Raw genomic sequence first — 26,553 nt, 5'->3', positions numbered from 1 at the left:
ATGAAACAAAAAGTACTATTTTCTCTATTGATACTGATGCTCATGAGCATCAGTGTATCCGCCCAAACAGGTGGGGGGCGGATTGCGGGCGTGGTTATCGACAACACTGGCGAAGATCCACTGCCCGGAGCAACCCTCTTTATTGAGGAACTGAAAAAGGGCGGTGTTGCCGATAAACACGGCGAGTTCTCCTTTCCTGATATTCCTTTCGGTACTTACTCGCTCACGGTAAAATTCGTGGGCTACCAAACATCAGTTCAAACAATAACCGTGAGCAAAGAGAGCGTTAAGAAAGCAATCATCCGCCTGAAAGCCGAAGTCAAATCGCTGGACGAAGTGGTGGTGATGGGCAAAAGTGAAGCCCGCAAGATTCGGGAGCAAGCCATGCCCGTATCGGTCATCAGCATGAAGCAGCTGCAAGGGACAGTGAGTGATGTTCAAGGAATATTAGCGAAGACCGTAGGCGTTGCCATCCGTTCTTCTGGAGGAGTGGGTAGCACTTCTCGATTGTCTGTACGTGGTTTAGAGGGCAAACGCATAGGCTTCTTTATTGATGAAACACCTCTGAATGATCAGTCAGACTTTATTGACCTAAATGACATACCTATTGATATGATTGATAGGATTGAGATATACAAAGGCGTGGTTCCTGCCAAGTTTGGAGGGTCATCAATGGGGGGAGCAGTTAATATTGTGATAAAAGAATATCCGGATCGTTATGCTGATTTAAGCTATACTCGTGAGTCGTTTAATGTAAACAAGGCGCAAACGGTGTTCAAAAGGAACTTGAAAGATGCTGGATTGGTCTTTGGCATTGGAGGAGGCTATACTTATGCAGACAATGATTACACGATGGAATCTCCTTATGTTAAAGGATTGAAAATCAAACGCAATCACGACAACTTCAGAAAAACACTCGTAGGAGGAAGTCTTAAAGCCAAGAACTGGTGGTTTGATGACGTTGAGTTTGAACCCGTATTTATTGATACCTACAAGGAAATACAAGGTATAGAAACCGATATAAGAAAGGCGCATACGAGGTCGCGCCTTTATATGCTAGCCAATAAATTAGAGAAAGACAATTTTCTGTTAGAGGGCTTAGACTTAGATATGAGTACAGCAATTGGCTATACGCAATATGGGCTAGTAGACACTACTAAAGTATGGTACGATTGGAGTGGGGTTTCTTATCCTACTCCTTCGCTCCATGGTGGCGAGCTGGGTACACGATACGCATCAGAATCGGATAATAAAAAAGCTACGTTTATGAATAAGCTGAGTCTTGAATATCTGATAGACAAGCATCATTCTGTCAGTTTTAATTCGGTTTTCACCTTGGCCAATGGGTATCCCTCAGATCCAACCAAGGAAAAAAGTCTGGGGAAGAAAACAGATTTTGACTCGCGTATGCGTAGCTGGACGGTAGGTTTGACCTACGATTACCGCACAAAAAACGACAAGTTTCTTAACTCGCTCACGTCGAGATATTATTGGTATTCGATGAATACATTCTATCAAAACATTTATGTGAACATCCCTGTAGAGGATATTAATCTAAACAAGAACAGTATAGGGTTTAGCAACGCTATGCGCTACCGCTTCACACCTTTCTTTATGGGTAAACTATCGGGTGGATATGACGTACGCATTCCATCAGAAAATGAGTTGTTAGGAGATGGCTATACCATCAGTCCATCAGAGAGATTGTTACCTGAGCGTAACCTGAGTGCAAATGCAGGTGTGCTCTACGATGTAACCGGAATCCATCCGAGTAATCTACAAATAGAATTGAGTGGGTACTATATGTATTTACAGGATATGATTCGCTTTACAAAAGGGATTTTCGGCGCCCAATACCAAAATTTCGGAGAAATGCGAACCCTTGGTGTGGAGTTTGAAGTGAAGGCGGATATATTCCCTTTTTTATATACTTATGGCAATGTTACTTACCAAGACTTACGTGATGTAAGAAGCCATGAGGAAGGCAGTAATATACCCAATGCAACAAAAGGAAAACGAATGCCCAATATTCCTTATTTCATGGCAAATGCAGGCTTGGAGTTTCACAAAGAAAATCTTTTCGGCGGTAAAGGCCAAAACACACGGCTATTTGTCGATCTGGCTTTTGTGGAAGAGTACCTCTACGACTTTGAAATAACCGAGAATGCAAAACGTCGCATCCCTCGAAGTACAACGATAGATCTTGGCTTTGAGTACAGTTTCATGAATCAACGGCTGTTCATATCGGGTAAAATAAAGAATCTGACCAGTTCCACAGTTTTGTCGGAGTTTAATCGTCCTTTACCGGGTAGAAGTTTTGGAGTGAAATTGCGATACGTCTTCAGATAAATACAAATCAATTGATAATCATTAAAAAAATGAAAATGAAAGTAGTATTCAATAGTTGGCAACTTATAGCCATGAGTGTAATGATGTTGTTTGTAGCATCGTGTGAGAAAAATAATGGAGAACATCCAAGTCCGAACAATCCTTTGGGAGGAGAAGGTAATATTCTGATAGAAACAACAGTGAAAAATGCCGATGGAGCAAGTGGACAGTCATATCTGCAACAGATACCTGCGCTATCGGGTTCTTTGAGTATGAACAAGGGCATTCAAACTGGTTTTGCTGCCTCTATCTCTATTGTGGGAAATGATGTTTTTGTCTTTCCTGAGCATGGTGGTAAAGGTACACAAACCATTATTAGATATGCACGTTCTTACAAAGGATTGGAGAAAGCTGCAGAAATGCAGATTATTCCCGGTTCTTATCCTATTAACCTGACACAGGTGAGTGCAGAGAAGGCTTATATTCCCACATATGTTTTGGGACGAATAATGATTGTAAACCCGAAGACTTTGGAAAAGAAAGGAGAAATAGACTTGAAGCAATATGCCCATAATGATGCAAGCCCGGAACCTGCTTACGGCATCTTGCGTGATGGTCTATACTACTTGCCTCTCGATCAGATAGGAGAAAACTGGATGCCATTTGCAGACTATAGACAGGTGGACGTAGCTGTTATTGATACTAAAACCGACAAGGTGGTAAAAGTAATTTCCGAGAAAACGAGCGGTCTTTGCTTTCCGACCCGTCCTTTCCTCAAAGGGATGGTATTTACAAATGAACAAAATGACATTTACATGGCTTGTACAGGTTATTTCGGATATGACCCCACATACTTGAAAAATGGATTTGTTTGTATTCCTGCAGGAAAACAAGAGTTTGACGAAACCAAAACGTGGGATATGAGCAACACAAGCATTGAGGGAAGTACCTATAAACCGGCAACGGTATTCAACTGCAAGTATATTGGCAGTGGAAAGGTTGCTGCTTATGTCGGTATTGTAGAGCTAAATGGCAATAACCCTTATACGGCACGCAATTCCATGGCGGTAATAATAGACTTGAACACCAAAACAATCAAGAAAATTGAAGGAATACCCTACACAGATGGTCATAGCGTGGCAATAGAATATCATAATGATGAAGTCTTATTTGCTGCGTATGGTGTAGACGCTTCGGGCGTTTTTGCATACAATCCCACAACAGGAAAGGTGCGACAGGCACTATCGACAAGTGGAAATATAGCATATATGTACTTTTTCAACTAAGTGATAGTCCAAAATCAGGAGGGCAAAGACGAGTGTTGAAATATCGGCTTTCTCTTTGCCCTTTTCATTGATTGCCTAATCATTATATGAGCGGCAATTTTCAAAAAAGAGACTTCATCTTCAAAACAATATCCTTATCCTTATGAACAATCTCTCTCAAATACTCAATTCCGCCACGATGGGGCAGCCCCGTCGCTTGCGTCCGCTGATAGGCTGGACGGTTGCGGAGTACTTTTTTCGTGGCGCACCGTATGGGGCAATGCTGCTCGTGGTGTGGGAGGTATTCAAACCTCTGCAAAATCCCGGCATGTCGATAAACCTCGTGAACATCGGTTGGGCGTGCTTGTTGCTCTTCATCTCTCTTATCTGCCTTTGGTTAATTGGCAAGAAAGCCTACCTCGTAGCCTATCGCGACGGCTACGAAATATGTTGTAACGGCCGTTTGGCTGTGGTCGATCACTTGCGCCGCCTGCCGATGAGTTTTTTCAACAGTCGTGATCCCGGCGACATCGGGGCATACATTGTCAGCGACTACAACAATGTGGAAATGCTTACCACTCACCTTATCGGTCAGTTCTTTGGCGGGCTGGCGATGCCCATCGTTGCTTTGGTGTCGCTCTTGTTCTTTAACTGGCAATTGGCTTTGGCGGCAGCGGCTGTCATTCCATTGGCATACCCTATGATGTTGCTTACCAATCATTTTGTGGCGACCTTGGGCAAGAGGCATCAAAAAATAAAGACCAATGCCGCTTCGCGCATGATCGAGTATATACAAGGTATCCGCCTGATTAAGGCTTTCAACCTGAGCGGCAATAAGTTTGAACGCTTGGAACGAGCTTTCCGTGATCTCAAGCGGGAGAGCATCCGTTTGGAAGCGGCTCCCGCACCCAGCATCACGCTGGCTTCCACTCTGCTCAATGGCGGTCTAGTTCTTATTATGCTACTTGGCTTCTCGATGTTGTTAAATGCCAAAGTCTCCATGCCCGTTTACATCATGTTCCTGCTGGCAGGATCGGCTATCTATGCCCCACTCATCAACGCCTTGACCTTTATCGCCCTCATCAACTACATGAAGCTGGGAGCCGAACGCATTGATGCTCTTTGCAAAACGCCCGTACTTCCGGAGGGTATAATAGAAGATGTTGTCAACTCAGAGATAGAGTTCCGTCACGTCAGTTTCAGCTATAATGCCGATATTCCCGTACTTCGGGATGTATCACTTACCATTCCCGAAAAGGAACTGACCGCTTTTGTGGGGCCATCGGGTTCGGGCAAAACGACATTGACACGACTCATTGCCCGTTTCTGGGATGTAAGCGAGGGGGAAATCCTATTTGGCGGACGAAACATCAAAGACTACACCGTGCATACACTGATGCAACAAGTTTCCATCGTCTTTCAGGATGTGTATCTCTTCAACGATACCATTTATAACAACATCCGCGTGGGACGTGAGACAGCTACCCGTGAAGAGATAGAAGCTGCCGCACGCAAGGCGCAATGCCACAACTTCATCACCGCCATGCCTGATGGCTACGAAACGATGGTGGGTGAAGGAGGTAGCACACTCTCCGGTGGAGAGAAACAGCGTATCTCTATTGCCCGTGCCATTTTGAAAGATGCGCCCATCGTGTTGCTTGACGAGGCAACCGCTTCGCTCGATCCCGAAAACGAGGTTCACATCCAAGATGCTATCAACGACTTGGTGAAAGAAAAGACTGTAGTCATCATCGCTCATCGCTTGGGCACGGTGATAAGTGCCAATAATATTGTAGTGATAGACCAAGGACGGGTGGTGCAGCAAGGCAAGCATCAAGCTCTTTTGGCAGAGGAAGGACTGTATCGCAATCTTTGGGAGGAACAACAACGGGTAAAAGGATGGAAGTTCAAACAATCGAATAAACAGTAAGGCTATGGATACAAATAAACGCAAGACCGGGCTGGCACGGTTGATAGAAATTGCCGGCACTAAACGTCGGCTGCTCATCGGGGCGATGTTGTTGGCAGTTATCACCGCCGTCGTGCAGTTTGTGCCGATCATAGCGGTGTACAATATTCTCATCGAATTGGCAGAGCATGCGCTTGATCCCTCATTGATTGACAAGGCATACATCTGGCTGTGGAGCTATATCGCCTTGGGAGCTTTCTTCGCTTTCGGAGTGCTCACGTTTGCTTCCCTCATGCTCTCGCACATTGCCGCTTTCAACATTCTGTATGAAATACGAATGCAGCTAGCACAAAAAATGGTTCGTTTGCCCTTGGGGTTCTTTTCCCGCCGAGCTTCGGGAGAACTGAAGAAAATAATGAGCGACGACGTGGAGCGCATCGAACTGTTTATTGCCCACCATATCCCAGACATCGTAACTGCCCTACTTTTTCCGCTGATTCTCGTCAGCTATATGTTTGCCGTAGACTGGCGGTTGGCTATCGTAGTATTGGCTGTGCTGGCGATGGCATTCTATGTGATGGGAAGAATGTACACCGGCAAAAAAATCCGGGAGGTTTCCAAACGGTATGTGGAGACCTTAGGTAGAATGAATGCTAGTATTGTGGAATATATTCGCGGTATTCAGGTGGTGAAGACCTTCACCGAATCGACTAATGCCTATCGCAAACTCAATGACGACATCAAGGAGTACCGCAAATTTGCCAACGAGGTAAACGTACAATACCAACCCACATATGTAGGTTTCCTTACCATACTCTCTTCGGCACTGCTCTTCATCATTCCCGTGGCAGTGTGGCTGCTTGTGGGGAGTGCCTCGTATGCCACTTTCGTGCCGGTGCTACTCATGTTCCTGTTTTTCGGCGTGGCTGTTTTCTTTCCCGTGCTTAAACTCTTGTGGATAGGCAGCTTTCTGAATCAGAACAACATGGGTGTACAGAAGATTGATGACATTCTCTATATGGACGAAATCGAAGAGCCTGACATTCCCCGACATCCCAAAGACGCTTCAGTGGAATTTCGCAACGTCTCTTTTGCCTACGACACCACGCCGATACTCAAAGCGATATCTTTCATCGCCCATCCCGGTACGATAACTGCATTAGTCGGTCCTTCGGGAGCCGGTAAAAGTACCGTTGCTATGCTTGCCGCCCGCTTTTGGGACGTTCAAAGCGGAAAACTCTTAATAGGAGGAGTACCAGTCAAAGAGATTCCCACTTCGGTGTTGATGGACAACGTAGCTTTTGTCTTTCAGGATAATATGCTCTTCTTCGATACCATCGAGGAGAATATCCGTATGGGGAACAAGACTGCAACCTTTGAGGAAGTGGCACGAGCTGCCTGTGCCGCTCAATGCCATGAGTTTATAGAATCCTTACCCAATGGTTATCAGACATTGGTAGGCGAAGGAGGCATCTACCTCTCTGGTGGTGAAGCACAACGCATAGCCTTGGCTCGCGCCATATTAAAAGATTCCCCTATTATCTTGCTGGACGAAGCCACCGCCTTTGCCGACCCCGAAAACGAAGGTAAGATTCTGGAAGCATTCTCTCATCTCATCAAAGGAAAGACGGTATTGGTCATCGCTCACCGATTGTCTACAATCACCAATGCCGACCGAATTCTGTATGTAGATAAGGGTGTGATAGCCGAGCAGGGAACACATGAGCAGCTACTTGCTCTTAAAGGAGAATACGCTCGTATGTGGGAAACCTACAACCGAGCAAAGAGGTGGACGATTGGTGGAAAAAATAACCGTAAATCATAAATACAACAAAATATAACCGGTATGAAAAAACTCATTCAAACCGCTTGCTACGAGAGAATTGTATCAACGCAATCCTCAGCAAAGCAACGCAATTCATCAATATGTAAATGTATTAATTATGAAAGACTTATCAGATTTGAGATTTTTCCGACTATTGTCGGAACACTCACAGAAAGAGTTTGCCGTAAATGATTTTACGCCCGCATTGCAAGAACTTGCCAATCACTTAGTAAGTATTGCTATAAAGGAACAGGACTACGCTGTATTATTACGTTACTTCTCTTTTGGACTAAACAGGCTCAAGTCGTATCGAGTACAATTTGAGCAGGGGGAAAAACGCCTTGTCATTGCTTATTGATGAAGCGATAGGACTTGTAAATACGGAAATCCGCATACTCAATATGCAAATTAAATATCCGGTTCAATTCCAAAACCGGAAGAATAAACTTCCACTCTCGCCGCTCTACCTTACAGACGAAACCTATCTTATTGAAATTATGGAGATAGTTAGTGGATTGTTCCTATCTAAAAGAGTGGTAACGCGCACTGGTACAGAAGCACCACTTACAGAAATCGGAAGAGCCTTTGAATACCTTTTCAATATTAAATTGGGCGATGTGCATAAGAAGCATGAAAGTGTCGTTAGTCGTAAACCATCAAAAATAACCGAATTTTTAGATACGCTTCGTAAAGCCATTAATGAAGAAAGCAAAAAGAAAGGCTATCTATAAATCAAATATTTAACAACTATTTATAGGGGTGTACCAGTGGTACACCCCTAACTTATTTTCATCCATTTGCCGAACTTTGCTTCATCAATCGATTGAGAACAATAATGTTAAACTTAAAAATGAAGCAAAATGTATATAGACAACGAAAACTTCGACAAGTGGATGGAACGGCTATCAAAAAAACTCTCCGAAATCGGACAAGACCTAAAATCCCTTATCAATACCGACAAAATATTAGATCCTAACGACAAGATATTGGATAATCAGGATTTAGCTTTCCTGTTGAAAGTATCTTTCCGAACCCTGCAACGCTATCGGGCAAGTGGCAAACTTCCTTACTTTATGATAAGTCATAAAACCTATTATCGTGCTGCTGTGCGCCCATAAGGATATGTATCAAATATCTCTTTGGCAGGAGATTAGGTAAGTGTTCTTCACATCTATCATCACCCGACTTATCTGAAACGGAAACGGGACAGGGAGTGTAGCATGTCGGGAAAGCCGTAAGTCAACTAAATATCAAGTTGCGACTGAACGGCAAGGTGAAAAGATGAATATGAGGATAATGTCTGGATTGATAAAATGGTAGACCTATGACTCATCTGTAGGTAAAGACGTAAGATATTTATAAACGTCTTTTTGTGATACCGTAGCTTATCGGATTGGCGAGCTAACGGCAAGAACTTATCACGACATAGCCGCAATAAGCGGAAAGGTTGAATGCCATATCCGACAATTCATCGCGCCACTAGTTGATACATATCTAAATGGGGATTGCCTAAACCGGAACGCCTGTTAACAGGTTATGAGGTATTGTCCTCTGAATATCCGGCATGGCAACGGAGCCTCCGTAGTAGTCCGAGTGAGGGAAAGCCTCATACATGGCGAAGGGAGGCAGTTAATATCTTAATACAATTAACGGAAAATGTGAGAGACATTATGAGAAATCCAGAAAGAGTATTAAAAAGCTTAGCTGAACACAGCAATACTTTAAACTATAAATATAAACGGTTGTATCGGATTTTATTCAATACAGAAATGTTTTATGTTGCCTACCAAAACATTTACGCTAAAGTGGGCAATATGACAGCTGGGACTGACGGGAAAACGGCAGACCGGATGAGCATACCTCGTATTGAGGCACTGATAGCCTCATTAAAAGATGAGACATATCAGCCACGTCCGGCTAAGAGAGTGTATATACCAAAGAAGAACGGTAAAATGCGCCCTCTTGGGATACCCTCTTTTGATGACAAACTGGTACAGGAGGTGACAAGAATGATACTGGAGGCAATCTATGAAGATGGCTTTTCCAATACATCCCACGGATTCCGCCCTGAAAGGAGTTGTCACACAGCCCTGCTGACAATCAAGCGTGAATACACAGGTACCAAATGGTTCGTTGAAGGGGACATTAAAGGGTTCTTCGATAATATAAGCCATGAAGTCCTGATAAGCATACTCAAGGAAAAGATAGAAGACGAACGCTTTATTCGTCTGATCAGAAAGTTCCTTCGTGCGGGATATTTAGAGAACTGGAAATTCCACAGAACATATAGTGGAACTCCACAAGGTGGTATTATTAGCCCGATATTAGCTAATATATACCTCGACAAGTTCGATAAATATATGCAAAGAGTGTGTGATGAATTCCGTAAAGGAGGCAGAAAGAGACGGATATTCCCGAAAACCAACAAATTATATAATAAGAAGTGTCTGCTGTTAAAGTCCATTGAAACAGAAAAAGATGAAAAAGTAAAAACAGAGAAGTTGGAACAAGTTAGAGAATACGAGAAGCAGATAAGGAGAATGCCAAGTGGAGACCCTATGGATAGTAATTTCCGGAGGATGCGTTACGTTAGATACGCGGACGATTTTCTGATCGGAATAATCGGAAGTCAAAAGGATTGTCAAGAAACGAAAGAAATGATAGCCCAGTGGATGCAAAATATACTCAGGCTTGAACTTTCAGATGATAAGACTTTGATAACCAATGCCCGGAAGCCTGCAAAATTCTTAGGATACGATATATTTGTCCGCCAATCGGACAATATTGAGAAAACTAAGTCAAATATATATGCAAGGATCCATAATAACAAGGTGGTACTGAAAATCACATCAGAAGTGATGAAAAAGAAACTTCAACAATATGATGTACTCGATTTTGAAAGGTATAAAGGCAAGACCATTTGGAAGCCCAAAGCCCGCAAAAGAATCACTAACAACTCCATTTTGGATATAGTCACGCAATACAATGCGGAAATCCAAGGACTGTACAACTATTATTCCATAGCGAGTAACAGCTACAACCTGTACAACTTTTATCATATCATGGAATACAGTATGTACAAGACTCTCTCCCAAAAGCTGAACAGTACGGTAAGCAAAGTGATCAGTCAATACACAAAAGACAAGAATTTTGCAGTGCCTTATATCGACAAAAATGGGAAGACCAAGTATCGGATATTCTATAATAAAGGTTTCTGTCAAAGAGGGACAAGTAAATTCTATTCAGAAAAAGAGCCGTTCTTTGCCAATGTTGGCGTAAAAGAACCAACATTGATAAGGCGACTTCAATCCTGCCAATGCGAGCTATGCGGTGCCAAAGGGGAAGTTTCCATGCTTCAGGTACGAAATCTTAAAACTCTAAAGGGTGACAATGATTGGGAACGCCTGATGATTAAACGGAACCGGAAAACACTTGTCGTATGTGAAAAATGCAGGCAACGAATGGATAACGGCTAAGTTCTTGGTATTAATGGAAAGCCGGATACATTGAAAGGTGTACGTCCGGTTTGGGGGCGAGCATCTGCAAACCCGCCATAGCAATATGGAAAAGGGCGGTGGGTGCTTAGCCTACGATATTCGGGTATTTATTCAAGAAAATGCCGACTGTAAGACATACGAACGGTTCAAAAAGGAAAACCAACTCGATAAGCAAACTGAGGAAAACCAAGGTGGGTAATATTACCGCCTGATGAAGAACTATCGCTCCCCATTTAGCAGAAACTGCCTCACCTATTGGTTTAGCCCGTTTCGCTAAATCGAGCAAGAGGGAACTGGACAAGTCCTGTTCTTCCCTCTTGCTCTGCGAGGCAAAGCCTTCGGCTTTAGCGTGTTACAAGAACACGTTGTAATGACACCTGTAATAAGCACTTCCGTTACAATGCTTATCATCAGGCGTTTATCTATTTATATTTCTATAAAAAAGTAATTACCATGACAAACAGCAGTCGAAAAACGATATTTACTACCATTTCCATTGACAAGGAAACGGCAGCTTTGGTAGAGAAAATATGCAAACGCTATTCACTGAAAAAGAGTGAAGTTGTAAAGTTGGCGTTCGGGTATATTGATAAGGCACACATCAACCCTTCCGAAGCTCCTGAATCCGTAAAATCAGAACTGGCGAAAATAAATAAGAGACAGGATGATATTATACGCTTCATTCGTCACTATGAGGAAGAACAACTGAATCCCATGATTCGGACAACCAACTCTATCGCTTTACGCTTTGATACTATCGGCAAAACTTTAGAAACTCTCATTCTCTCTCAACTGGAAACCAGTCAGGAGAGACAAACAGTCGTACTCAAAAAGTTAAGTGAACAGTTCTGTAATCATGCCGATGTGATAAACAACCAATCGAAACAAATTAACGCACTCTACCAGATACACCAACGGGATTATAAAAAGTTACTCCACCTGATACAACTCTATTCGGAACTATCCGCTTGTGGTGTGATGGATAGCAAAAGAAAAGATAACCTAAAAGCTGAAATCAGTAATCTGATAAACACATAAGATTATGCACATAGATTTTGCTCCACCATCAAACGGAACATATAATAATGCTGGCAGTAGCCGTCAGTTAGCTAATTACCTAGAACACGAAGATTTAGAAAGGATAGAAAAGGGTATCTATACCGAAGGCTTTTTCAATCTTATGGAGGATAACATCTACAAATCAAAAGTTATAAAAGATATAGATACTAATATCGGGCAACTCCTAAAAACAGATGCCAAGTTTTACGCTATCCATGTAAGCCCATCCGAAAAGGAACTCCAAGCGATGGGTTATACAGAGCAGGAACAAGTTGAAGCAATGAAACGTTATATCCGTGAAGTGTTTATTCCCGAATATGCAAAGAACTTCAATAAAGAACTATCTGTTTCGGATATAAAGTTTTATGGCAAAATTCATTTTGACCGTAAACGCTCAGATAATAAACTGAATATACACTGTCATTTGATCGTGAGCCGGAAAGATCAAGCTAATAAAAAGAAGCTGTCACCACTTACCAATCATAGGAATACCAATAACGGAATAATCAAAGGAGGTTTTGATCGTGTAACCTTGTTCCAACAGGTAGAACAGGGCTTTGACAAACTGTTTGGTTATCAACGACAACAAATAGAATCTTTCGATTATTATAATACAGTGAAGAACAGTTCTATATCCGAACAGCTAAAACAACAAGAGCAAGAACTTCAACCCAAAGAAAAAAAAATAGAAATCAATCAAGAAAACTTATTTCCTATCAATCTTGAAAACAGAGAAACTGGTCATCAAGCTTGTAACAGCGATATACATATTACTATTGAAGGAGAAAGTAGGACTTCTGTCAATCGATCTTTCAATCAGGGAAACGATCAAACACCTGATTCACTAATTTCATTTAGTGGAGATCTATCACAAAAACCGATTTTCCAATATCCAACCCCCAAACTAAAACGAAAGAAAAGACGTAGACTATGAGTTCTTATCCACCTAAAAAGCATATCGGTTGCAGAAATGTTTAATTAATTCTCCAATTAAGCAAAAGCTTAAGTTCCTGTAAATAGAATTGATAATACTTTTTCTCTTAACATACAAATCTTTCTGAAAAAAGAGCTATCTTTGTAGTTGTGCTGAATAGATGATATCCAATCAGGTGGAGCTGTAAAATAGAAAATAAGGCTCAACTCAATATTGATATTATTATCGCCATTGTTAATATCTAGTTGTGTAACTAAAAAATAAACCTTTAAAATTTACACTATGGATGAATTGAGTAATTTTGAAAAAACACATTCTGCTGGTGGCGATGATGCTGCCTTTACCTATCAATTTTATTCATTCGTATACCAATTGCTCAAATTAGAGAAAGGAGAAGCAGTGGGGTACGAAACGAAAGATGATGTACATATTGAATCTTCTACTGGTCACATAAAATTAATACAAGTAAAGCATACTATTCAAAAAAGAGCAGATGGAACTCCTATTAATCTTACAAGTCTAGATTCTGATCTTTGGAAAACTCTTTCTAATTGGATTGAATGGGTTAAAGTATCAAAAAAAACAGTACAAGAGTTGGACTCAATTTCATATGTTCTATTTACTAATAAAAATATAGGAGCAAAATCGATCATTAACACTCTAGATGATTTAAAAGAAAATAAAATATCAATCAATGATGTCATAAATGAATTGCAGAAACTTTCAGACCAAACCAAAGATGAAGATATACAAAAATACATAAATAACATCAAATCCTTTGATAAAAGAAAATTGACTAGAATATTAAAGAGTATAGTATATGAAACTGGTAATGATAACATAATATCTAAGATAAAGAAAGAATTGGAATTAATTTGCAGATTTAATCCATCTTCTTTAGAAAAAGTATACAAATTACTTATTTCTTCAATTTTTGAAGACAAATTTTCAGCTATAAAAGGCAATACGAATTTCTCCTTATCATATGACGATTTTAATCAGAAATATAGAAATTGTTTTGAAGAAGCGTATGATAGAGAAAATCTACCAATCAGAGATATTCCTATAGAAACATCACTGGATTTTGAACTCCTAAAAAAAGAGATTTATATTCGACAACTTAATGATATCTATGCAATTAATAGTGATATGGATATTATAAAGGCACACCATTGTAAACTCGCATGGGATAATCATATGCTAGATTGGAATCGATTACTATTACCTGAAGATTATAAAATAATGAAATCAAATGCTATTCGACATTGGGATAATTCCTTTCAAGAAGCATATCATTCCCTCCATGTAAAATTGAGGAAAGACCCATTTTATGAGTTTCAAGAAGAAGAGATTATTTCTCTAGCTTTCGGCTGTTTATCGAAAGTTAGGAATAGAGACATATTTTACAGAAAACAAAATTTAGATACGATATTGAGTAATGGTTTCTTCTATACTCTAGCAAATAAACCACCTGTAATTGGATGGCATTTCTTTTGGGAAAAACTTTACAAATAACAAATATGAATAGTTTTTTTTACATATATAATAATGAAGCCATTGTTTCTCTTGTGATTGTTCAAATATTAAAACAAACAAGAGTAATTGAAATATCGCGTATAGCGATTGTTGTTTCCGTACTTTTAAATGATCAACTAGTAGATGTATTAAATGAAGATAAAAATGTATCTCTTAAATGCTTTTTCAAACAAACAGCTAAATATCAATTGGAGTATAACCGCTATTATTATGGGTTACTACCAATAGTTATTAATAGCCTAAAAATAATTGTTGATTCTAATATCGGATCATATAAAGACGGAATAATATACTCAAATGAAAAGAATTCCATTATTAATAGTGACATTTCTAAATTAAGCAATAGATTTAATAAAATTAATCATATCATACCATTATTTTTATCTTTAATAGATAAGTATTCTACGGAAAAATTATATGAACTATTAAGAATTAGATTATGAATTTTTATATAAAAGAAATCAAGCTGTGGTTCAATGGAAATTTTGAACCTAAAAGTTATTTTTTAGAACCGAATAAGATAAACGTTATAACAGGGACGGCAACTAAAGGGAAAACAAGTTTTCTATCCATTATAGATTATTGTTTATTAGCTCCTTATTCCAAGCTGGTTGAAACGATTATAAATGAAAATGTATCATGGTATGGAATATGCTTTTTCAAGGATGATAAATACTATTCTATAGCAAGAAAAGCGCCTAAAAATGGAGTTATATCTCCTGAATTATATTTTGTTCAAGGAAATGCTCTCACCAATAAGATGCCAATGGCTAATATAGAATTAGGAGATTTGCTTAATATATTAAATAAAAAATGGGGAATTACAGAAGACATACTAAATTTGAGCAAACAAAGAATTAAAGATAAGAGACAAATTAGCTTCAGGAGCTTTCTTCCATATTGTATAATTACAGAAAATATCATAACTATTGAAGAGCAATTTTATGATACGTCCTATTTCCAAGATACAATTTCAATAAAAGATTCATTCCCTTTTGCTTTGGGGCTAAATTCAATGTATATCCAATCGACTAAAAGAAGGCTTTTTTTGAAAGCTGAGATAAAGCGAATGGAGAGACAAAAAAATAACATTATAACCAAGCAAAAAGAATATAGAAAAAAACTTGAAAAGATATACATAAATGCACTTCAAAATGGATTGTTAGAATCTCCTGAAACGGAAGTTGCCACATTAACTAATGACTACATTTTTAATATTTTAGGCACGATATCAAAACGTTTTAGTATGCTCGCTGACAATTCCAAGATAATTAGAGAGCGAGAAACATTTGAAAAAGAACGTTGGAGAGTTAAAAAAGAAATTGATGATTGCACTAAATGTATAGAAGAATACAATACGTACATACAAAATCTCAAACAATCAACCGATTCTTTAGAGCCGATTGAATATTTATATGAAAACAAAGAAGAATTAATTCAATCTATTGAAACCATACGCTTCATAGACGCTCTTCAGGAATCTTTAAAAAAGATAAAAGTAGCAATTAATATACCTCAAAAGCCAAGCAATGATGTTTACAACAGGATTAATGTTTTACAAAAAAAGATTAAAGAAATAGAGGCTGAGATAAAAAGTAGATCTCAGGTCAAAAATGAGTATGCAAAATTCTCAGATGTATTTAAACTTGCAGGAAAAATAGAAGCTGATTTGGAATATGCAAAAAAAGAATTGCCTGAACCATTTTCATCAGAAGGTATCTTACAACAATATACATCAGAATTAGAACGTACATCGCAAATACCTAGTATTGAAATTCTGCTCAACAACTTGAAATTAGACTTAGAAAAGGATATACAGTATATATACAATCAATTTAAAACAATGGGAGAATACAATAATTATATTGTAGATTTTGATATTGAAAGATATGTGTTAAAAATAAAAGAACCTCAAACTATTTTTCCAAAGGAAACCATAGGTAGTCAGTCTAATTATATGTTTCTACATATTGCCTACTTTCTAGGATTACAAAAATTCAGTTTAATGAGAAACGATAGTCTTATTCCTACATTTCTCTTTATTGATCAGCCCAGTAAACCTTACTTGTTTACAGATAATACATCAAAAGATGACTCTGATAGGCAAAAACTTTATGAAATATATTACATAATGAATAATTTTGTTAAATGGGCAACTGAAGAGAAAAAAGAGAAATTTCAAATATTTATGATAGAACATACTGATCCCACTTTTTGGGAAGGAAATGATGAGTTAGATTGTTTTCATACTGTTGCCACTTTCTTTAATAATGATGGATTAATACCAAATGATGTAATCAAACAATAAAATATGATTTCTTCTAATATTTCAATCTCTAGTTTAATAATACATCGAGTGGGAAATTTTCTTCTTGGTGAAGGCATCAAATTCTCTGAATGTTTGATTGCACATAAAAATATAGAGCAAGACCTAGTAAGACTAATTACAAACTCATTTTCTGACAATGAAATATACCATTTTACTATTGAGAACTCATTACCTTCTAATTTAGTAAAAGACACTATCAATAATATTTTTAATTTTTCAGATTCATTTTATCAGGGTTCTATTGATTTAGCCAGACTTCTATATGAAAAATCAACTCACCCATCAATTAAGAAAGGTGATTTTTACATAGTTCTGTTGGATAGATTTAGCTGGAATAATAAAATAGTTAAAGCTGTTGCATTACTAAAAACAGAAGAAAAATCAACGTTCTTAACAGTAAAAGATACTACTAGTTCATTCGATATCACTTCCAACAAGGGAATTTCTTTAAAAAAAGTAGATAAAGGATGTCTTATTTTAGATATAAATGATAGTGATGGATATACTGTTTTAGTATCAAATAATACAAAAAATAACGATGCACATTATTGGACTAATAGTTTTCTCCATGTTGAACGTATTGAAGATACATACTTTCAAACAGAAGAGCTCTCTAAAATATGCAAGGAGTTTATTCTACATACAGCAGAAGGTAACACATCATTAACAAATGCAGAATGTGCTGAAATATTGCATAACGCTGAAAAATACATGGCATCTAATAGTGAACTATCAATTAATGATTTTAAAGCCGATTTATTTAAGGATAAGCAGCTTGAACAGAATTTTGATAATTTCAAAAAAGCATATGAAGATAATACAGGAGTCAAAATTATGAATAATTTTGAAATCCCCTCTAATGTATTAAAAAAGATACACAAGTCAATGACTAAAACGATTATACTAGATGATAATGTAAAGATTGTTATTGATAAAAAGTTCCCCTTAATAGAGCAAGGTTTTGATGAAATCAAAAATAAACATTTTTATAAAATATATTTTGATGATGAAAAAATAAAATAGTGCTATATGTTACGTAAAACCAATACATTATTTGCAGTTTATGAGAGTCAGTACTGATTAATATATTATTCTATTGGGCAATAATGAAAAAGATACTATCTTTGTTCTCAGTATTCTCCATGAGCAAACTACCGCAAAAGCACGTAGCAAATTAGTGGGATAATTCATGGGATATGCTTGAAGCAAAAAATATAAAGTTTTAAATATCAGCGTGGTAACTCTGCAAAGAGAATCCCAGGCGGATTACTAAATCAACAAGAAAACAGCCATCAAGCATATTATAGGTAAAGAATCTATAAGAAGTACTTTCCATTTTATTCCCTCATTTTAACAATGTTAATTTAATTACCCTCTTCTTATTCTCTTCTTTACAACAGTACGTACTTTTTGCAGCAATAACTACGTACTCTTTGATGCCAAAAGAATGTAGTTAACACACCATTAAAATAGGTCTTCTATAAGCAAAGAAGAAAATACGTATGAAGGCTTAAAAAACAAATCATACTATACTAATATACAATTAGTTACAAACACACCAACGGATATTAATACCCCATTCTATTTGTCTCCATTTTATCACATCATCACCCACCACGACAAAGATATTTGCGCATTTATCAACTTCACACGTTCTATAGTTCATAAAACAGCCCGACAAACCTCCCCATTTAGATCAGCAAACAAATAATCTGTTTCTTCTTCTCGTACAAGCTAATCACCTCTTGATTGCTACAAACATAGCTACCTTCTTTTATCGATTTAAGCACACTATTGATAAGGCACAAGCAACAAGTAAGCTCCTTGACAGATAGCGATGTAAATGCTTCGTCGATAATAGGCAAGTAATACTCCTTTAGAAAGTTAAGTTTATCGATGGCATGCTCGAGATCTATTCTCAGCAAGCAGGGGCAAGTGTCGGTATTCATGTTAGTAAGATTTAGTAAACAATGAAGCCCCATACCGGTATAATAGAAAGGCGTGGAAGCTATAACTGCATTATTCCACTAAGGCTCTGGTAAGCCTGCACATGAATAATAAGTAATGCCCCCACGCCAGGACGATATATAACAATGTTATAATCACCTTGGAAGAGGAGAAGACATCAGCTCATTTCAACACCAACATCAAGAGATAATGTATTTCTTCAGTTGATCTACATTTAATATCTGCCCATCGCGGCTAATGGCTCCATCGTCGACCATCTCTGTAAGGCTGCGCGCCAAAGACGGGCGGGCTACTCCGAAGTACTCGGCCAGTTCTGTTTGATTACGGTCGAAGGCAAACCGATGGTTCGCGGATCGTTGCAGAATGTAGCTGGCCAACTTCCCCTTAATCGTTTTAATAGAAAGCAGTTGCAAGCGTTCGGATAAGAATTGCGTGCGGTTAGCGTTAAACGCCATGTAACTTTGCAAAAACTTTTCGTTGGTAGCTAGTTGGTGCATAACCGATGCCTTGGGTATAAGCACCACTTCGCACGGTTCGAGTGCGATAACATCGACCGGAAAAGAGTTGTTCTCGGCAAAGAGAAAAGCAGGTGCCAACGGACGAGGTGCCGCAATGACCTCAACCGCCAATACTCCCCCACTCTCCGTGATCATTTCGGTCTTTACGCTCCCTTTCGATAAAAGGTAGAGCGAGCTCACCGTATCGCCTTGATGAGCGATAAAATCATCTTTCGCATACGTCTTGGTTACCGCCTTGAGCTTTTGGTAAAAGGTAGCACGTTCGGATTCGGGCAGGTTGCCACAGATAGGACAGAGTTCTAGGTTCATAGGGCGATGGTTTTAATGTGCCAAAGATAAAAATAATCTGCCATTGTAACAACTGTTACATCAAAGGAATTGTTAGTAGACTATATTTGCATCAAAAAAGAGGAAGAGATGAAAAGAACAATTATCAAAATAGATGAGAGTTTGTGCAACGGTTGTGGAGCGTGTATAAAGGGTTGCCACGAAGGAGCCTTGCAATTGATTGATGGCAAAGCCCGTATGATTAGTGATTTGTTTTGCGATGGTCTGGGTGCTTGTATCGGCGAATGTCCCGTGGGAGCTATCGCGCTCGAAGAACGGGAGGCTGAACCTTATGATGAGTATGCCGTTATGGAACGTATAGCCCCCAAAGGCGAAAAGACCATCGTAGCGCACCTTATGCACCTGCGCGACCATAAGGAAATGGAATACCTCAAGCAAGGTCTGTCTTACCTGGCAGAGCACGGCATTGAGATATCATTGCCCGAAGAGAAGCCGGCTGCTGCTTGTGGTTGCCCCGGTGGAAGAGCCTTCTCTTTTGCACCGAAAGCTACGCCTAGCCATGCTGTATCACCGGCACAGTCTCAACTCCGTCAATGGCCCGTACAACTACATCTGCTTAACCCGCAGGCAGCTTACTTTCGCGAAGCTGATGTGGTATTGGCTGCCGATTGTGCGGCTTATGCATACGGCGATTTTCATCAACGCTTTCTGACTGGAAAGACACTTGCCATTGCCTGCCCTAAACTGGATACGGGCAAAGAGAGCTATATCGAGAAACTCACAACCATGATCGATGCCTCGCAAATACGTTCGTTGACAGTAGTCATCATGGAAGTTCCCTGTTGTGGCGGCTTGTTGCAATTGGCTCGTATGGCTGTGGAAAGATCCGTCAGAAAAATACCCATCAAGCAGGTTATAGTGGGTATACAGGGTAATTTGTTAAGAGAGGACTAAAGTCAGCTAACATCTATTATATAAGAATGCCCCTAATCGTTTGAAGTACGTTTCAAACGATTAGGGGCATTGATTTAGGCTGCTTTAGTTACTTAAACTGAATATCATTAAAGTTGTTTACCAGCAACTGATACTTAGCAAAACCTCCCGATTTGGAAGAATACTTCGTATAGATGGCAGTCAAGTCTCCAACAGTTCCGTTGGCAGGCAGCGGCTGCAAAGCAAAGTTTGCGTAGCCGCTTACACGTACGATGTAATTGCCTTGTGTAGTCGATGTTCCACCATAGCTAAACCAAGACGAACCGTAGAAGCGTTGGTTGTTGTAGCTATACGCATACGTAGGAGTCAAACCCTCATCGCTGTAATACTTATTGGTATACACAGCCGTGGTAGATCCGCCGGGATAAAGGGTTTCGAGGTATTGAGGATATTTATCCCTATCGAAAGTACCTTCTTTGTAAGTCAACCCTTTAAATCGAACCAAGCGACCCAAATCGGCATCGGTCAATGTATTAAAGTTGGTGGGCGTTATCACCAGCGTATCAGCATCTGTCAGTTGTCCTTCGGCTCCGGGAAAGATATGAGCGGCTATCTGCAAGCGGTCTTCCAAGTTGCGGTTAGCATATCCTTTGGCGATATCTTCATCGGTTGGCATACCTCCCAGACTCAACATATAGCGGTAGCTACCAATAGCCATTCCTTTGGCTTTTACAAAGATGGTTTGCCCTGGGCGATAGAATACGTAATTGCTCACCATCAACTTCAACTCAATGGCCGACTCGGAGGCTTCATCGTAGATGTAAACCGACTTGTATACGTTTCCGGCTTGATCGCTTGATATTACTTTACCACTGATTACATAATCGTCCTTAATCTCCAGTGTCTTGCCAAGGCTTGAGGCCGAATTGCCATATACATCATAAAAGAGTTGCTTGAAGTCTTTGATGGAGATCAACTGGTCTTTACTGAAATCTTCTTTGGTCCACACCTTAGCCGGTGCCGGATCATCGAAGTCATTGTAGCAGCCAATGAAACAAAATGCAATAGCTGCAAATATCCCTATTCTTAGTAATTTATTCATAATCTTCTTATTTTTACTCATTGCTTCATGGAGATTAGAAACGGAAATAGATGTTCATATAATACGTCGTACCGAACATGTAGAAGTATTTGGCGTCAAACGGTTCGTAGGTTTGATAGCTCTCTTCTTTGTTCTTCAGCAGACGGATTTGTTCGTAACCACCCGTTTTGATATCTTGCGTATTGAGCATATTCTTCACATCCAAGCTAAAGCCAAGAGTGTACGCACGGTTGATATACCAGCTCTTGCCGATACTTGCATTGAGCACATAGGCTGAGTTGAACTTCTCCTGATGGCGCATATTTAAGATTTGCTGTTCGCTCATCGAAGGTGTCAACACGGCATCGGTACGGGCAAGCGGATTCATAGACAGGTACATATTATCGTAGTAGTTCATATCAACCGAAGCGTAGATATTGTTACGACTGCGGTACGATAAACCCACGTTCAATGCTGTTTGCGGAGTACTCTCTACACGGAAGTTCTTCCAATAAACTTTTCCTTGATTGATGATTTCGCCGCTATTGTCTTGCACCTGCACAAAGTTGGGGTTATTATTGTAGGTATATTGTCCCCAGCTAAAGGCTCCGTTCAAAGCCAATCCTTCGTACAAAGGAACAGAAGCAGCTACTTCCAAACCAAAGTGGCGCTTATCAATACCGCTCATGGCCAAGTTAGAGAAGGTAGCTTCTACATCATCGTAATAAGAAATCACCTTCGTTTGGTCTTGAAACGTAGTATAGTAGCCCGACACACGTGCTTTGAAATCGCCCAGACGCAAGTTGTACGAAGCATCTACACCAAATACCTTCTCGGCAGAAACACCCGGAGTTGCAGAGTTGCGTGTACGCGGTGATACAAATGCGTATTGGAAAGAAGGAGCGTCTTGCATATAAGTAATATTGGCCTCGAAGAACTGTGCTGCCGACAGCTTGTAGTTGAAGTTGGCCTTCAGTTTATAGGTCAGATAGTCTTGTTTCTCAGAGTCGCCTTTCGAGTTATCGAGGAACAATCCTTTTTGCCACAAACCATGACGCCACAAGCTGGCATAACCGATTTCACCTCCCAAATTGACTTCCAGTTGATTGACCTTCATACCATACTGCAACCATCCGCGTGTATTAAGCACGTTTCCGTAGTAGTTATAGCTGTATTTATCGCCTACCTTAGCAGCGCGAGCGTGTCCGTATTGATTGTAATAACTCATATCGTTCTGATAAGGTATGGGGTTAAGACCACCCATATCGCGTTCGGCAAACTTATCCACATCTACCCAGTAGTCGCCACCCAGCAAGTCTTTCACCTCGCTGTAATAGCTGGTACGGTTGCGACGTAGGTTCACACCTCCTTTGATACTGCTGTTATTGAGGAAAAGATGGGAGAATTGAGCATCCAGGTTCCAGTCCAACTGATCTGAGTGGCGTTCTTCAATCATGTTGATAGAACGACGTCCGGGGCCGTAAGTCGCATTTTCGGGTTGTCGGCGGTTGATATCATATAACTGCCCCCAATCTAAATGGCGAATATTGTCGGTATTGCTGCGCCAAGCCTCATACAACCATGCACCTGTACTGGTTCCTTCATAGAAGCTGGGCAGGTAACGGTAGTAATCGGGACGCGGATCCGGACCGGCATACCAAGACAATGCCGAATAACCATTCTGACCAAAGCGGAAAGAAGAGGCTACGTCCAGTTTCGAGCGATCACTGATATCATAAGTATAGTTCAACATCGTAATAGGTTCGTGGTAAGTACGTACACGCGCATTGCGACGTTTTCCATCTTGCCATCCCCAGTTGGGGTTGTAGTAGTTATTGCCCACCAGGTCGTACGCCTCTTGGGTAGCAGCTTGCTGTGTACCACGCTCTGTAGGTGCTCCCATTACTGTAAGGCTAAGGCGATGCATCGGGTTAAACTGTTTTTCGATGGCAGCAAAGTAGCCGAATGCATTGTAATAAACACCATTTACGTACGAGTTTCCTCCCTGACGAGTCGATACGGATAGTGCGTATGACCAACCGTTGTCTTGCAAACCGGAAGCATAAGTTACCATTCCACGGAAACGATACATCGAGTTGCCGTTTACTACGCTTGCACGGAACCCTTTACGCATTTGCGAGGGACGCGTGTTGATGTTGGTTGTTCCACCGATACCACCAATACCGAAATCGCCCATATTCATGCCCGAGGTAACCTCTTGGTTGCGGGTAGCATCGTTCAATCCGCTCCACAAAGACCACGGAGTGTAGCCTGTCATGGCATCATTGAACTGAATGCCATTGAGGTAAACATCCGAGAACTGCGAGTCGTATCCACGTACATTGAAACGCATTTCACTGAATTTATACGATGCAATGTTGTTGAACACATCCTTCGATGCAGAAAGCGAAGAAGGCAATGACTGTGCATCTTCAATCGTTTCGGTATCGAACTCGGCAAAGATGGCATCATCTACCATCTGAACATTGCTTTCGGGAATCATGATGGCCTTAATCTCACGCATCATTTTGTCGACACGCACTGCCAGCGTAAGAGGTTCGAACTCTACAGCCTCGAAGGTCAACGTATATTCGCCCTTGGCCAGATTCTCAATAGAAAAGTGACCTGTTACATCTGTTTTCGTTATCACATCTCCGGGTGTTAAAGTAACCTTTACACCCTGTATCGCTGCACGCGTTGTGCGAGAAACGACCGTACCTTTCACACCGCCACTTTGCGCAAAGGCCGTAAGCGACATGATCGACAGTATGGTGAATAATAATGTTTTTAGTTTCATAAATAGTAACTTTTTTATTTGCCAATATAGATATATACAGGAAGATGATCGCTAAACCCACCCTGGAAGTTATCGCCTACATAGGTACGCAACGGATATCCTTTGTACTGCCCCTCCTTTTGTATCATATAGGGTTGTTTGAAGATATTTCCGTAATATTTCGATCCGGGTGCTTTTTGTAACTTCAAACTGCCGTTCGATCCTTTGGCAAGATTCTCTGACACGATGATGTTATCGAAGATGTTCCACGCATCACCATAGGCCAATGTTCCGTAACCGGCCTTAAGCATTTCGGCATAAGGGGCAAAGAAATCACCGGCAGAGAGATCGCCCATTTTGGGTTTCGCACCTATGCCTTTGGCAATACTCTTATCGATAGGATCGTCATTAAAATCGCCCATGAGTACTACTTTCGTAGCGGGATTGGCTCTCAACACCGAGTCGGCAATGCTGCGCATTTGTTCGCCTACGGCAATTCGTTTAAACTCCGAAGCCTCTTTTCCTCCCAAACGCGAAGGCCAGTGCGCTACCATAAAGAAGAATGGTTCATGCTCAATCGTTCCCCACATGGTTAAGATATCACGGGTTTTGAAGTCGGGTAGCGAGGGGATGACTGTTCGCACAGCGCGTTCGCCTTCCAGCTTAAACACATCGGGACGATAGAGAAAGGCAACGTCTACACCTCTTGCTTCGGGCGAATCGAAATGAACAATCCGATAATGAGCCGGAGTCAGTTTAGGGGTAGAAACAATGTCTTCGAGTACATTACGGTTCTCTAGCTCGCAGAGTCCGATTACTGCCGGATAGTTTTTATCTATGGCAGCCATATCAAAGAACACACGTTCTATATTACCTAATTTCTTCTGATACTTGGCTTCATTCCACTTCTTGGATCCTTCGGGTGTGAATTCATCATCCAACACTTCGGGATCGTTCGTTGTATCGAAGAAGTTTTCGATATTATAGAAAGCTACCTTATAGGGTTTCTGCGCTACACCTGCCGTAACCAGCAGCAGCAGACACAGAGTCAAAAATAATTGTTTCTTCATAAGTCAGCATATTAATTAATGCCCCATGCAGTGGGGTTATTCTGTTGTTTTACCGCAGCAGGTACTTGTGGAAAGAAGGTGAATCCGGTCTTTGCCTCAATATCGGCCACCGACGTACAAATGCTTCGTGGAGGTTCGATATTGCCATACGACTTTTGTTCTACCCACACACCCATTGAGATTAGTTCGCTTTCATTGCAATCCTTAATCTGCTTGCCCGTTGTACCACTCTTGGTGCGCAACAGCACCTTGAAGTAGTTGGTCGGAATAGGAACCACATTGCCTGCACCGTCTGTTGTAGTCGTTGCACCCGATCCGAAGTAGGCTCCGGTTACCACATACAAGGTATCCGAACATCTGTTGGCACGAACTTTACTCTCTAATTTGGCCCACATATCTTGATTAAGCCGGTCAAGTTGAGGAGTCATGTTCGTCATATAGAATGTTTGCGCATTCATCTCATTGGTTGCCAAACGATCTGCCGAAGGTAATTGATGACCACGGTCATAGTTTCCTTTATAAGATCGTTCTATGCAGTTAGGCTGGTAGATGAAAGGAATAATCGGATCAAAAGCCCATGCGTCGGTGCGTCCCACACCTCCCAAATAAGCATTGTGTATGGGATATGCCACCCACAATGCAGCCTTTTTGGTTTTATCGAAACAGATCGAATAGTTTCTGGCAGTTCGGTTGTTCAAAGGCGTATAATGCGTTGCATATTGATAGTTTTCGTTTACTTTCGAGGCAGGCAGTTCGGGCCATATCTTAAAGTTCGGTAAGTTTTCCTGGTTTTGAGCTAACTGAGTTAGGTCAAAAACCTGTTCAACTTCTCCTGCAAACTGAAAAGCGATCTTGGCTTGCCGTTCTTGATTACCTGCATTGCCTTTGTAATAAACGTACAGTACGTTGAGTCCGTCTTTCACCGTTCCTATTTTAGCAGCGCCATTTGCATAGTCGGTACTGCTGAAAGAGCACCATGTGCTACCTTCGGTAATCTTGGCACTCCACTCAGTACCGGTAGCACCGGTAATAATGATAGCCGATGAGCCTTCTGCAAAACTAACAGTCGAAGAGATTTTCCAGAACGCCTCGTTAGGTTGCGAGGGACCATTGGAATCGTCGTTGCTACATGAGACTGCACACAGCGTCAGCACTGTGAGTAGTAACACCTTTATTGATGTTACATATTTTTCTTGAATTGATTTCATTTAATCAATATAAAATTAGATGATCAAGC

20 protein-coding genes and 2 pseudogenes are annotated in these 26,553 nt (G+C 40.5%); 16 read left to right on the top strand and 6 right to left on the bottom strand.

The window, feature by feature from the left end:
• The 15 genes and pseudogenes from TY03_RS15370 to TY03_RS15305 all read left to right on the top strand — a co-directional run bounded on the left by TY03_RS15370 (nucleotide 1) and on the right by TY03_RS15305 (nucleotide 17,705).
• Entirely contained in the window at nucleotides 1–2,349 is a 2,349-nt protein-coding gene (locus tag TY03_RS15370) for a TonB-dependent receptor (protein ID WP_042371571.1), read from the top strand.
• A 29-nt stretch (nucleotides 2,350–2,378) separates the two neighbouring features.
• A complete protein-coding gene (locus TY03_RS15365; protein WP_230201988.1) occupies nucleotides 2,379–3,614 on the top strand; it encodes a hypothetical protein in 1,236 nt (411 codons plus the stop codon).
• 142 nt (nucleotides 3,615–3,756) lie between these two features.
• A complete protein-coding gene (locus tag TY03_RS15360; protein WP_042371569.1) occupies nucleotides 3,757–5,523 on the top strand; it encodes an ABC transporter ATP-binding protein in 1,767 nt (588 codons plus the stop codon).
• 4 nt (nucleotides 5,524–5,527) lie between these two features.
• Nucleotides 5,528–7,327: an ABC transporter ATP-binding protein gene (locus TY03_RS15355; RefSeq protein ID WP_042371567.1), complete on the top strand. Its 1,800-nt coding sequence runs from the start codon at nucleotides 5,528–5,530 to the stop codon at nucleotides 7,325–7,327.
• A 118-nt stretch (nucleotides 7,328–7,445) separates the two neighbouring features.
• Nucleotides 7,446–7,685 (top strand): hypothetical protein, encoded by a 240-nt coding sequence (locus TY03_RS15350; RefSeq protein WP_042371565.1) that lies wholly within the window; start codon nucleotides 7,446–7,448, stop codon nucleotides 7,683–7,685.
• A complete protein-coding gene (locus TY03_RS15345; protein ID WP_230201987.1) occupies nucleotides 7,648–8,058 on the top strand; it encodes an RteC domain-containing protein in 411 nt (136 codons plus the stop codon). The genes TY03_RS15350 and TY03_RS15345 overlap by 38 nt, the downstream gene beginning before the upstream one ends.
• 129 nt (nucleotides 8,059–8,187) lie before the next feature.
• A pseudogene (locus TY03_RS15340) lies at nucleotides 8,188–8,433 on the top strand (helix-turn-helix domain-containing protein); the annotation flags it as partial.
• A gap of 564 nt (nucleotides 8,434–8,997) precedes the next feature.
• Complete coding sequence (locus tag TY03_RS15335; RefSeq protein WP_042371561.1) at nucleotides 8,998–10,803, top strand: reverse transcriptase/maturase family protein; 1,806 nt, start codon at nucleotides 8,998–9,000, stop codon at nucleotides 10,801–10,803.
• Between the two features lie 109 nt (nucleotides 10,804–10,912).
• A pseudogene (locus TY03_RS22920) lies at nucleotides 10,913–11,023 on the top strand (helix-turn-helix domain-containing protein); the annotation flags it as partial.
• Between the two features lie 254 nt (nucleotides 11,024–11,277).
• Nucleotides 11,278–11,862 carry a BfmA/BtgA family mobilization protein gene (locus TY03_RS15330; protein WP_042371559.1) on the top strand — a complete coding sequence of 195 codons (585 nt, stop codon included), beginning with the start codon at nucleotides 11,278–11,280 and terminating at the stop codon, nucleotides 11,860–11,862.
• A 4-nt stretch (nucleotides 11,863–11,866) separates the two neighbouring features.
• Nucleotides 11,867–12,817 carry a DUF5712 family protein gene (locus tag TY03_RS15325; RefSeq protein WP_042371557.1) on the top strand — a complete coding sequence of 317 codons (951 nt, stop codon included), beginning with the start codon at nucleotides 11,867–11,869 and terminating at the stop codon, nucleotides 12,815–12,817.
• Between the two features lie 282 nt (nucleotides 12,818–13,099).
• A complete protein-coding gene (locus tag TY03_RS15320) occupies nucleotides 13,100–14,332 on the top strand; it encodes a hypothetical protein (RefSeq protein WP_042371555.1) in 1,233 nt (410 codons plus the stop codon).
• Nucleotides 14,333–14,337: 5 nt separating this feature from the next.
• A complete protein-coding gene (locus TY03_RS15315; protein ID WP_042371553.1) occupies nucleotides 14,338–14,796 on the top strand; it encodes a hypothetical protein in 459 nt (152 codons plus the stop codon).
• The gene (locus TY03_RS15310) at nucleotides 14,793–16,661 is read left to right on the top strand and encodes a DUF3732 domain-containing protein (RefSeq protein ID WP_042371551.1); all 1,869 of its coding nucleotides are present in this window, start codon (nucleotides 14,793–14,795) and stop codon (nucleotides 16,659–16,661) included. The genes TY03_RS15315 and TY03_RS15310 overlap by 4 nt, the downstream gene beginning before the upstream one ends.
• Before the next feature lie 3 nt (nucleotides 16,662–16,664).
• Complete coding sequence (locus TY03_RS15305) at nucleotides 16,665–17,705, top strand: nucleoid-associated protein (RefSeq protein ID WP_042371550.1); 1,041 nt, start codon at nucleotides 16,665–16,667, stop codon at nucleotides 17,703–17,705.
• 668 nt (nucleotides 17,706–18,373) lie between these two features.
• Here the strand turns inward: TY03_RS15305 and TY03_RS15300 are convergent.
• Both TY03_RS15300 and TY03_RS15295 read right to left on the bottom strand, forming a co-directional pair.
• Nucleotides 18,374–18,631 carry a hypothetical protein gene (locus TY03_RS15300; RefSeq protein ID WP_042371548.1) on the bottom strand — a complete coding sequence of 86 codons (258 nt, stop codon included), beginning with the start codon at nucleotides 18,629–18,631 and terminating at the stop codon, nucleotides 18,374–18,376.
• Between the two features lie 198 nt (nucleotides 18,632–18,829).
• Entirely contained in the window at nucleotides 18,830–19,477 is a 648-nt protein-coding gene (locus TY03_RS15295; RefSeq protein WP_042371545.1) for a Crp/Fnr family transcriptional regulator, read from the bottom strand.
• 108 nt (nucleotides 19,478–19,585) lie between these two features.
• Between TY03_RS15295 and TY03_RS15290 the strand changes: the two genes are divergently transcribed.
• Nucleotides 19,586–20,410, top strand: coding sequence for an ATP-binding protein (locus TY03_RS15290; protein WP_042371544.1), 825 nt, complete (start codon nucleotides 19,586–19,588; stop codon nucleotides 20,408–20,410).
• Nucleotides 20,411–20,498: 88 nt separating this feature from the next.
• Here the strand turns inward: TY03_RS15290 and TY03_RS15285 are convergent, their stop codons facing one another.
• From TY03_RS15285 to TY03_RS15270, 4 genes are read right to left on the bottom strand one after another with little or no spacing between them, the layout of a single operon-like run.
• Nucleotides 20,499–21,491 carry a DUF5689 domain-containing protein gene (locus TY03_RS15285; protein ID WP_042371816.1) on the bottom strand — a complete coding sequence of 331 codons (993 nt, stop codon included), beginning with the start codon at nucleotides 21,489–21,491 and terminating at the stop codon, nucleotides 20,499–20,501.
• 34 nt (nucleotides 21,492–21,525) lie between these two features.
• Nucleotides 21,526–24,267 (bottom strand): TonB-dependent receptor, encoded by a 2,742-nt coding sequence (locus tag TY03_RS15280; protein WP_042371541.1) that lies wholly within the window; start codon nucleotides 24,265–24,267, stop codon nucleotides 21,526–21,528.
• A 14-nt stretch (nucleotides 24,268–24,281) separates the two neighbouring features.
• Nucleotides 24,282–25,316 carry an endonuclease/exonuclease/phosphatase family protein gene (locus tag TY03_RS15275; protein WP_042371539.1) on the bottom strand — a complete coding sequence of 345 codons (1,035 nt, stop codon included), beginning with the start codon at nucleotides 25,314–25,316 and terminating at the stop codon, nucleotides 24,282–24,284.
• Nucleotides 25,317–25,327: 11 nt separating this feature from the next.
• Complete coding sequence (locus TY03_RS15270; protein WP_042371537.1) at nucleotides 25,328–26,524, bottom strand: DNA/RNA non-specific endonuclease; 1,197 nt, start codon at nucleotides 26,522–26,524, stop codon at nucleotides 25,328–25,330.
• Nucleotides 26,525–26,553: the final 29 nt, after the last annotated feature.

The organism is Bacteroides neonati (assembly GCF_000499785.1).
GTDB classification, from domain to species: domain Bacteria; phylum Bacteroidota; class Bacteroidia; order Bacteroidales; family Bacteroidaceae; genus Bacteroides; species Bacteroides neonati.
This window is presented reverse-complemented; position numbering and strand designations above follow the sequence as displayed.

Bases quoted from the DNA above. Each gene is read 5' to 3' on its own strand.
- TY03_RS15335 (WP_042371561.1), top strand. From the start codon at position 8,998: ATGAGAAATCCAGAAAGAGTATTAAAAAGCTTAGCTGAACACAGCAAT.
- TY03_RS15310 (WP_042371551.1), top strand. From the start codon at position 14,793: ATGAATTTTTATATAAAAGAAATCAAGCTGTGGTTCAATGGAAATTTT.
- TY03_RS15315 (WP_042371553.1), top strand. From the start codon at position 14,338: ATGAATAGTTTTTTTTACATATATAATAATGAAGCCATTGTTTCTCTT.
- TY03_RS15305 (WP_042371550.1), top strand. From the start codon at position 16,665: ATGATTTCTTCTAATATTTCAATCTCTAGTTTAATAATACATCGAGTG.
- TY03_RS15275 (WP_042371539.1), bottom strand. From the start codon at position 25,316: ATGAAGAAACAATTATTTTTGACTCTGTGTCTGCTGCTGCTGGTTACG.
- TY03_RS15290 (WP_042371544.1), top strand. From the start codon at position 19,586: ATGAAAAGAACAATTATCAAAATAGATGAGAGTTTGTGCAACGGTTGT.
- TY03_RS15285 (WP_042371816.1), bottom strand. From the start codon at position 21,491: ATGAATAAATTACTAAGAATAGGGATATTTGCAGCTATTGCATTTTGT.
- TY03_RS15370 (WP_042371571.1), top strand. From the start codon at position 1: ATGAAACAAAAAGTACTATTTTCTCTATTGATACTGATGCTCATGAGC.
- TY03_RS15295 (WP_042371545.1), bottom strand. From the start codon at position 19,477: ATGAACCTAGAACTCTGTCCTATCTGTGGCAACCTGCCCGAATCCGAA.
- TY03_RS15365 (WP_230201988.1), top strand. From the start codon at position 2,379: ATGAAAATGAAAGTAGTATTCAATAGTTGGCAACTTATAGCCATGAGT.
- TY03_RS15330 (WP_042371559.1), top strand. From the start codon at position 11,278: ATGACAAACAGCAGTCGAAAAACGATATTTACTACCATTTCCATTGAC.
- TY03_RS15270 (WP_042371537.1), bottom strand. From the start codon at position 26,524: ATGAAATCAATTCAAGAAAAATATGTAACATCAATAAAGGTGTTACTA.
- TY03_RS15325 (WP_042371557.1), top strand. From the start codon at position 11,867: ATGCACATAGATTTTGCTCCACCATCAAACGGAACATATAATAATGCT.
- TY03_RS15300 (WP_042371548.1), bottom strand. From the start codon at position 18,631: ATGAATACCGACACTTGCCCCTGCTTGCTGAGAATAGATCTCGAGCAT.
- TY03_RS15280 (WP_042371541.1), bottom strand. From the start codon at position 24,267: ATGAAACTAAAAACATTATTATTCACCATACTGTCGATCATGTCGCTT.
- TY03_RS15320 (WP_042371555.1), top strand. From the start codon at position 13,100: ATGGATGAATTGAGTAATTTTGAAAAAACACATTCTGCTGGTGGCGAT.
- TY03_RS15360 (WP_042371569.1), top strand. From the start codon at position 3,757: ATGAACAATCTCTCTCAAATACTCAATTCCGCCACGATGGGGCAGCCC.
- TY03_RS15355 (WP_042371567.1), top strand. From the start codon at position 5,528: ATGGATACAAATAAACGCAAGACCGGGCTGGCACGGTTGATAGAAATT.
- TY03_RS15350 (WP_042371565.1), top strand. From the start codon at position 7,446: ATGAAAGACTTATCAGATTTGAGATTTTTCCGACTATTGTCGGAACAC.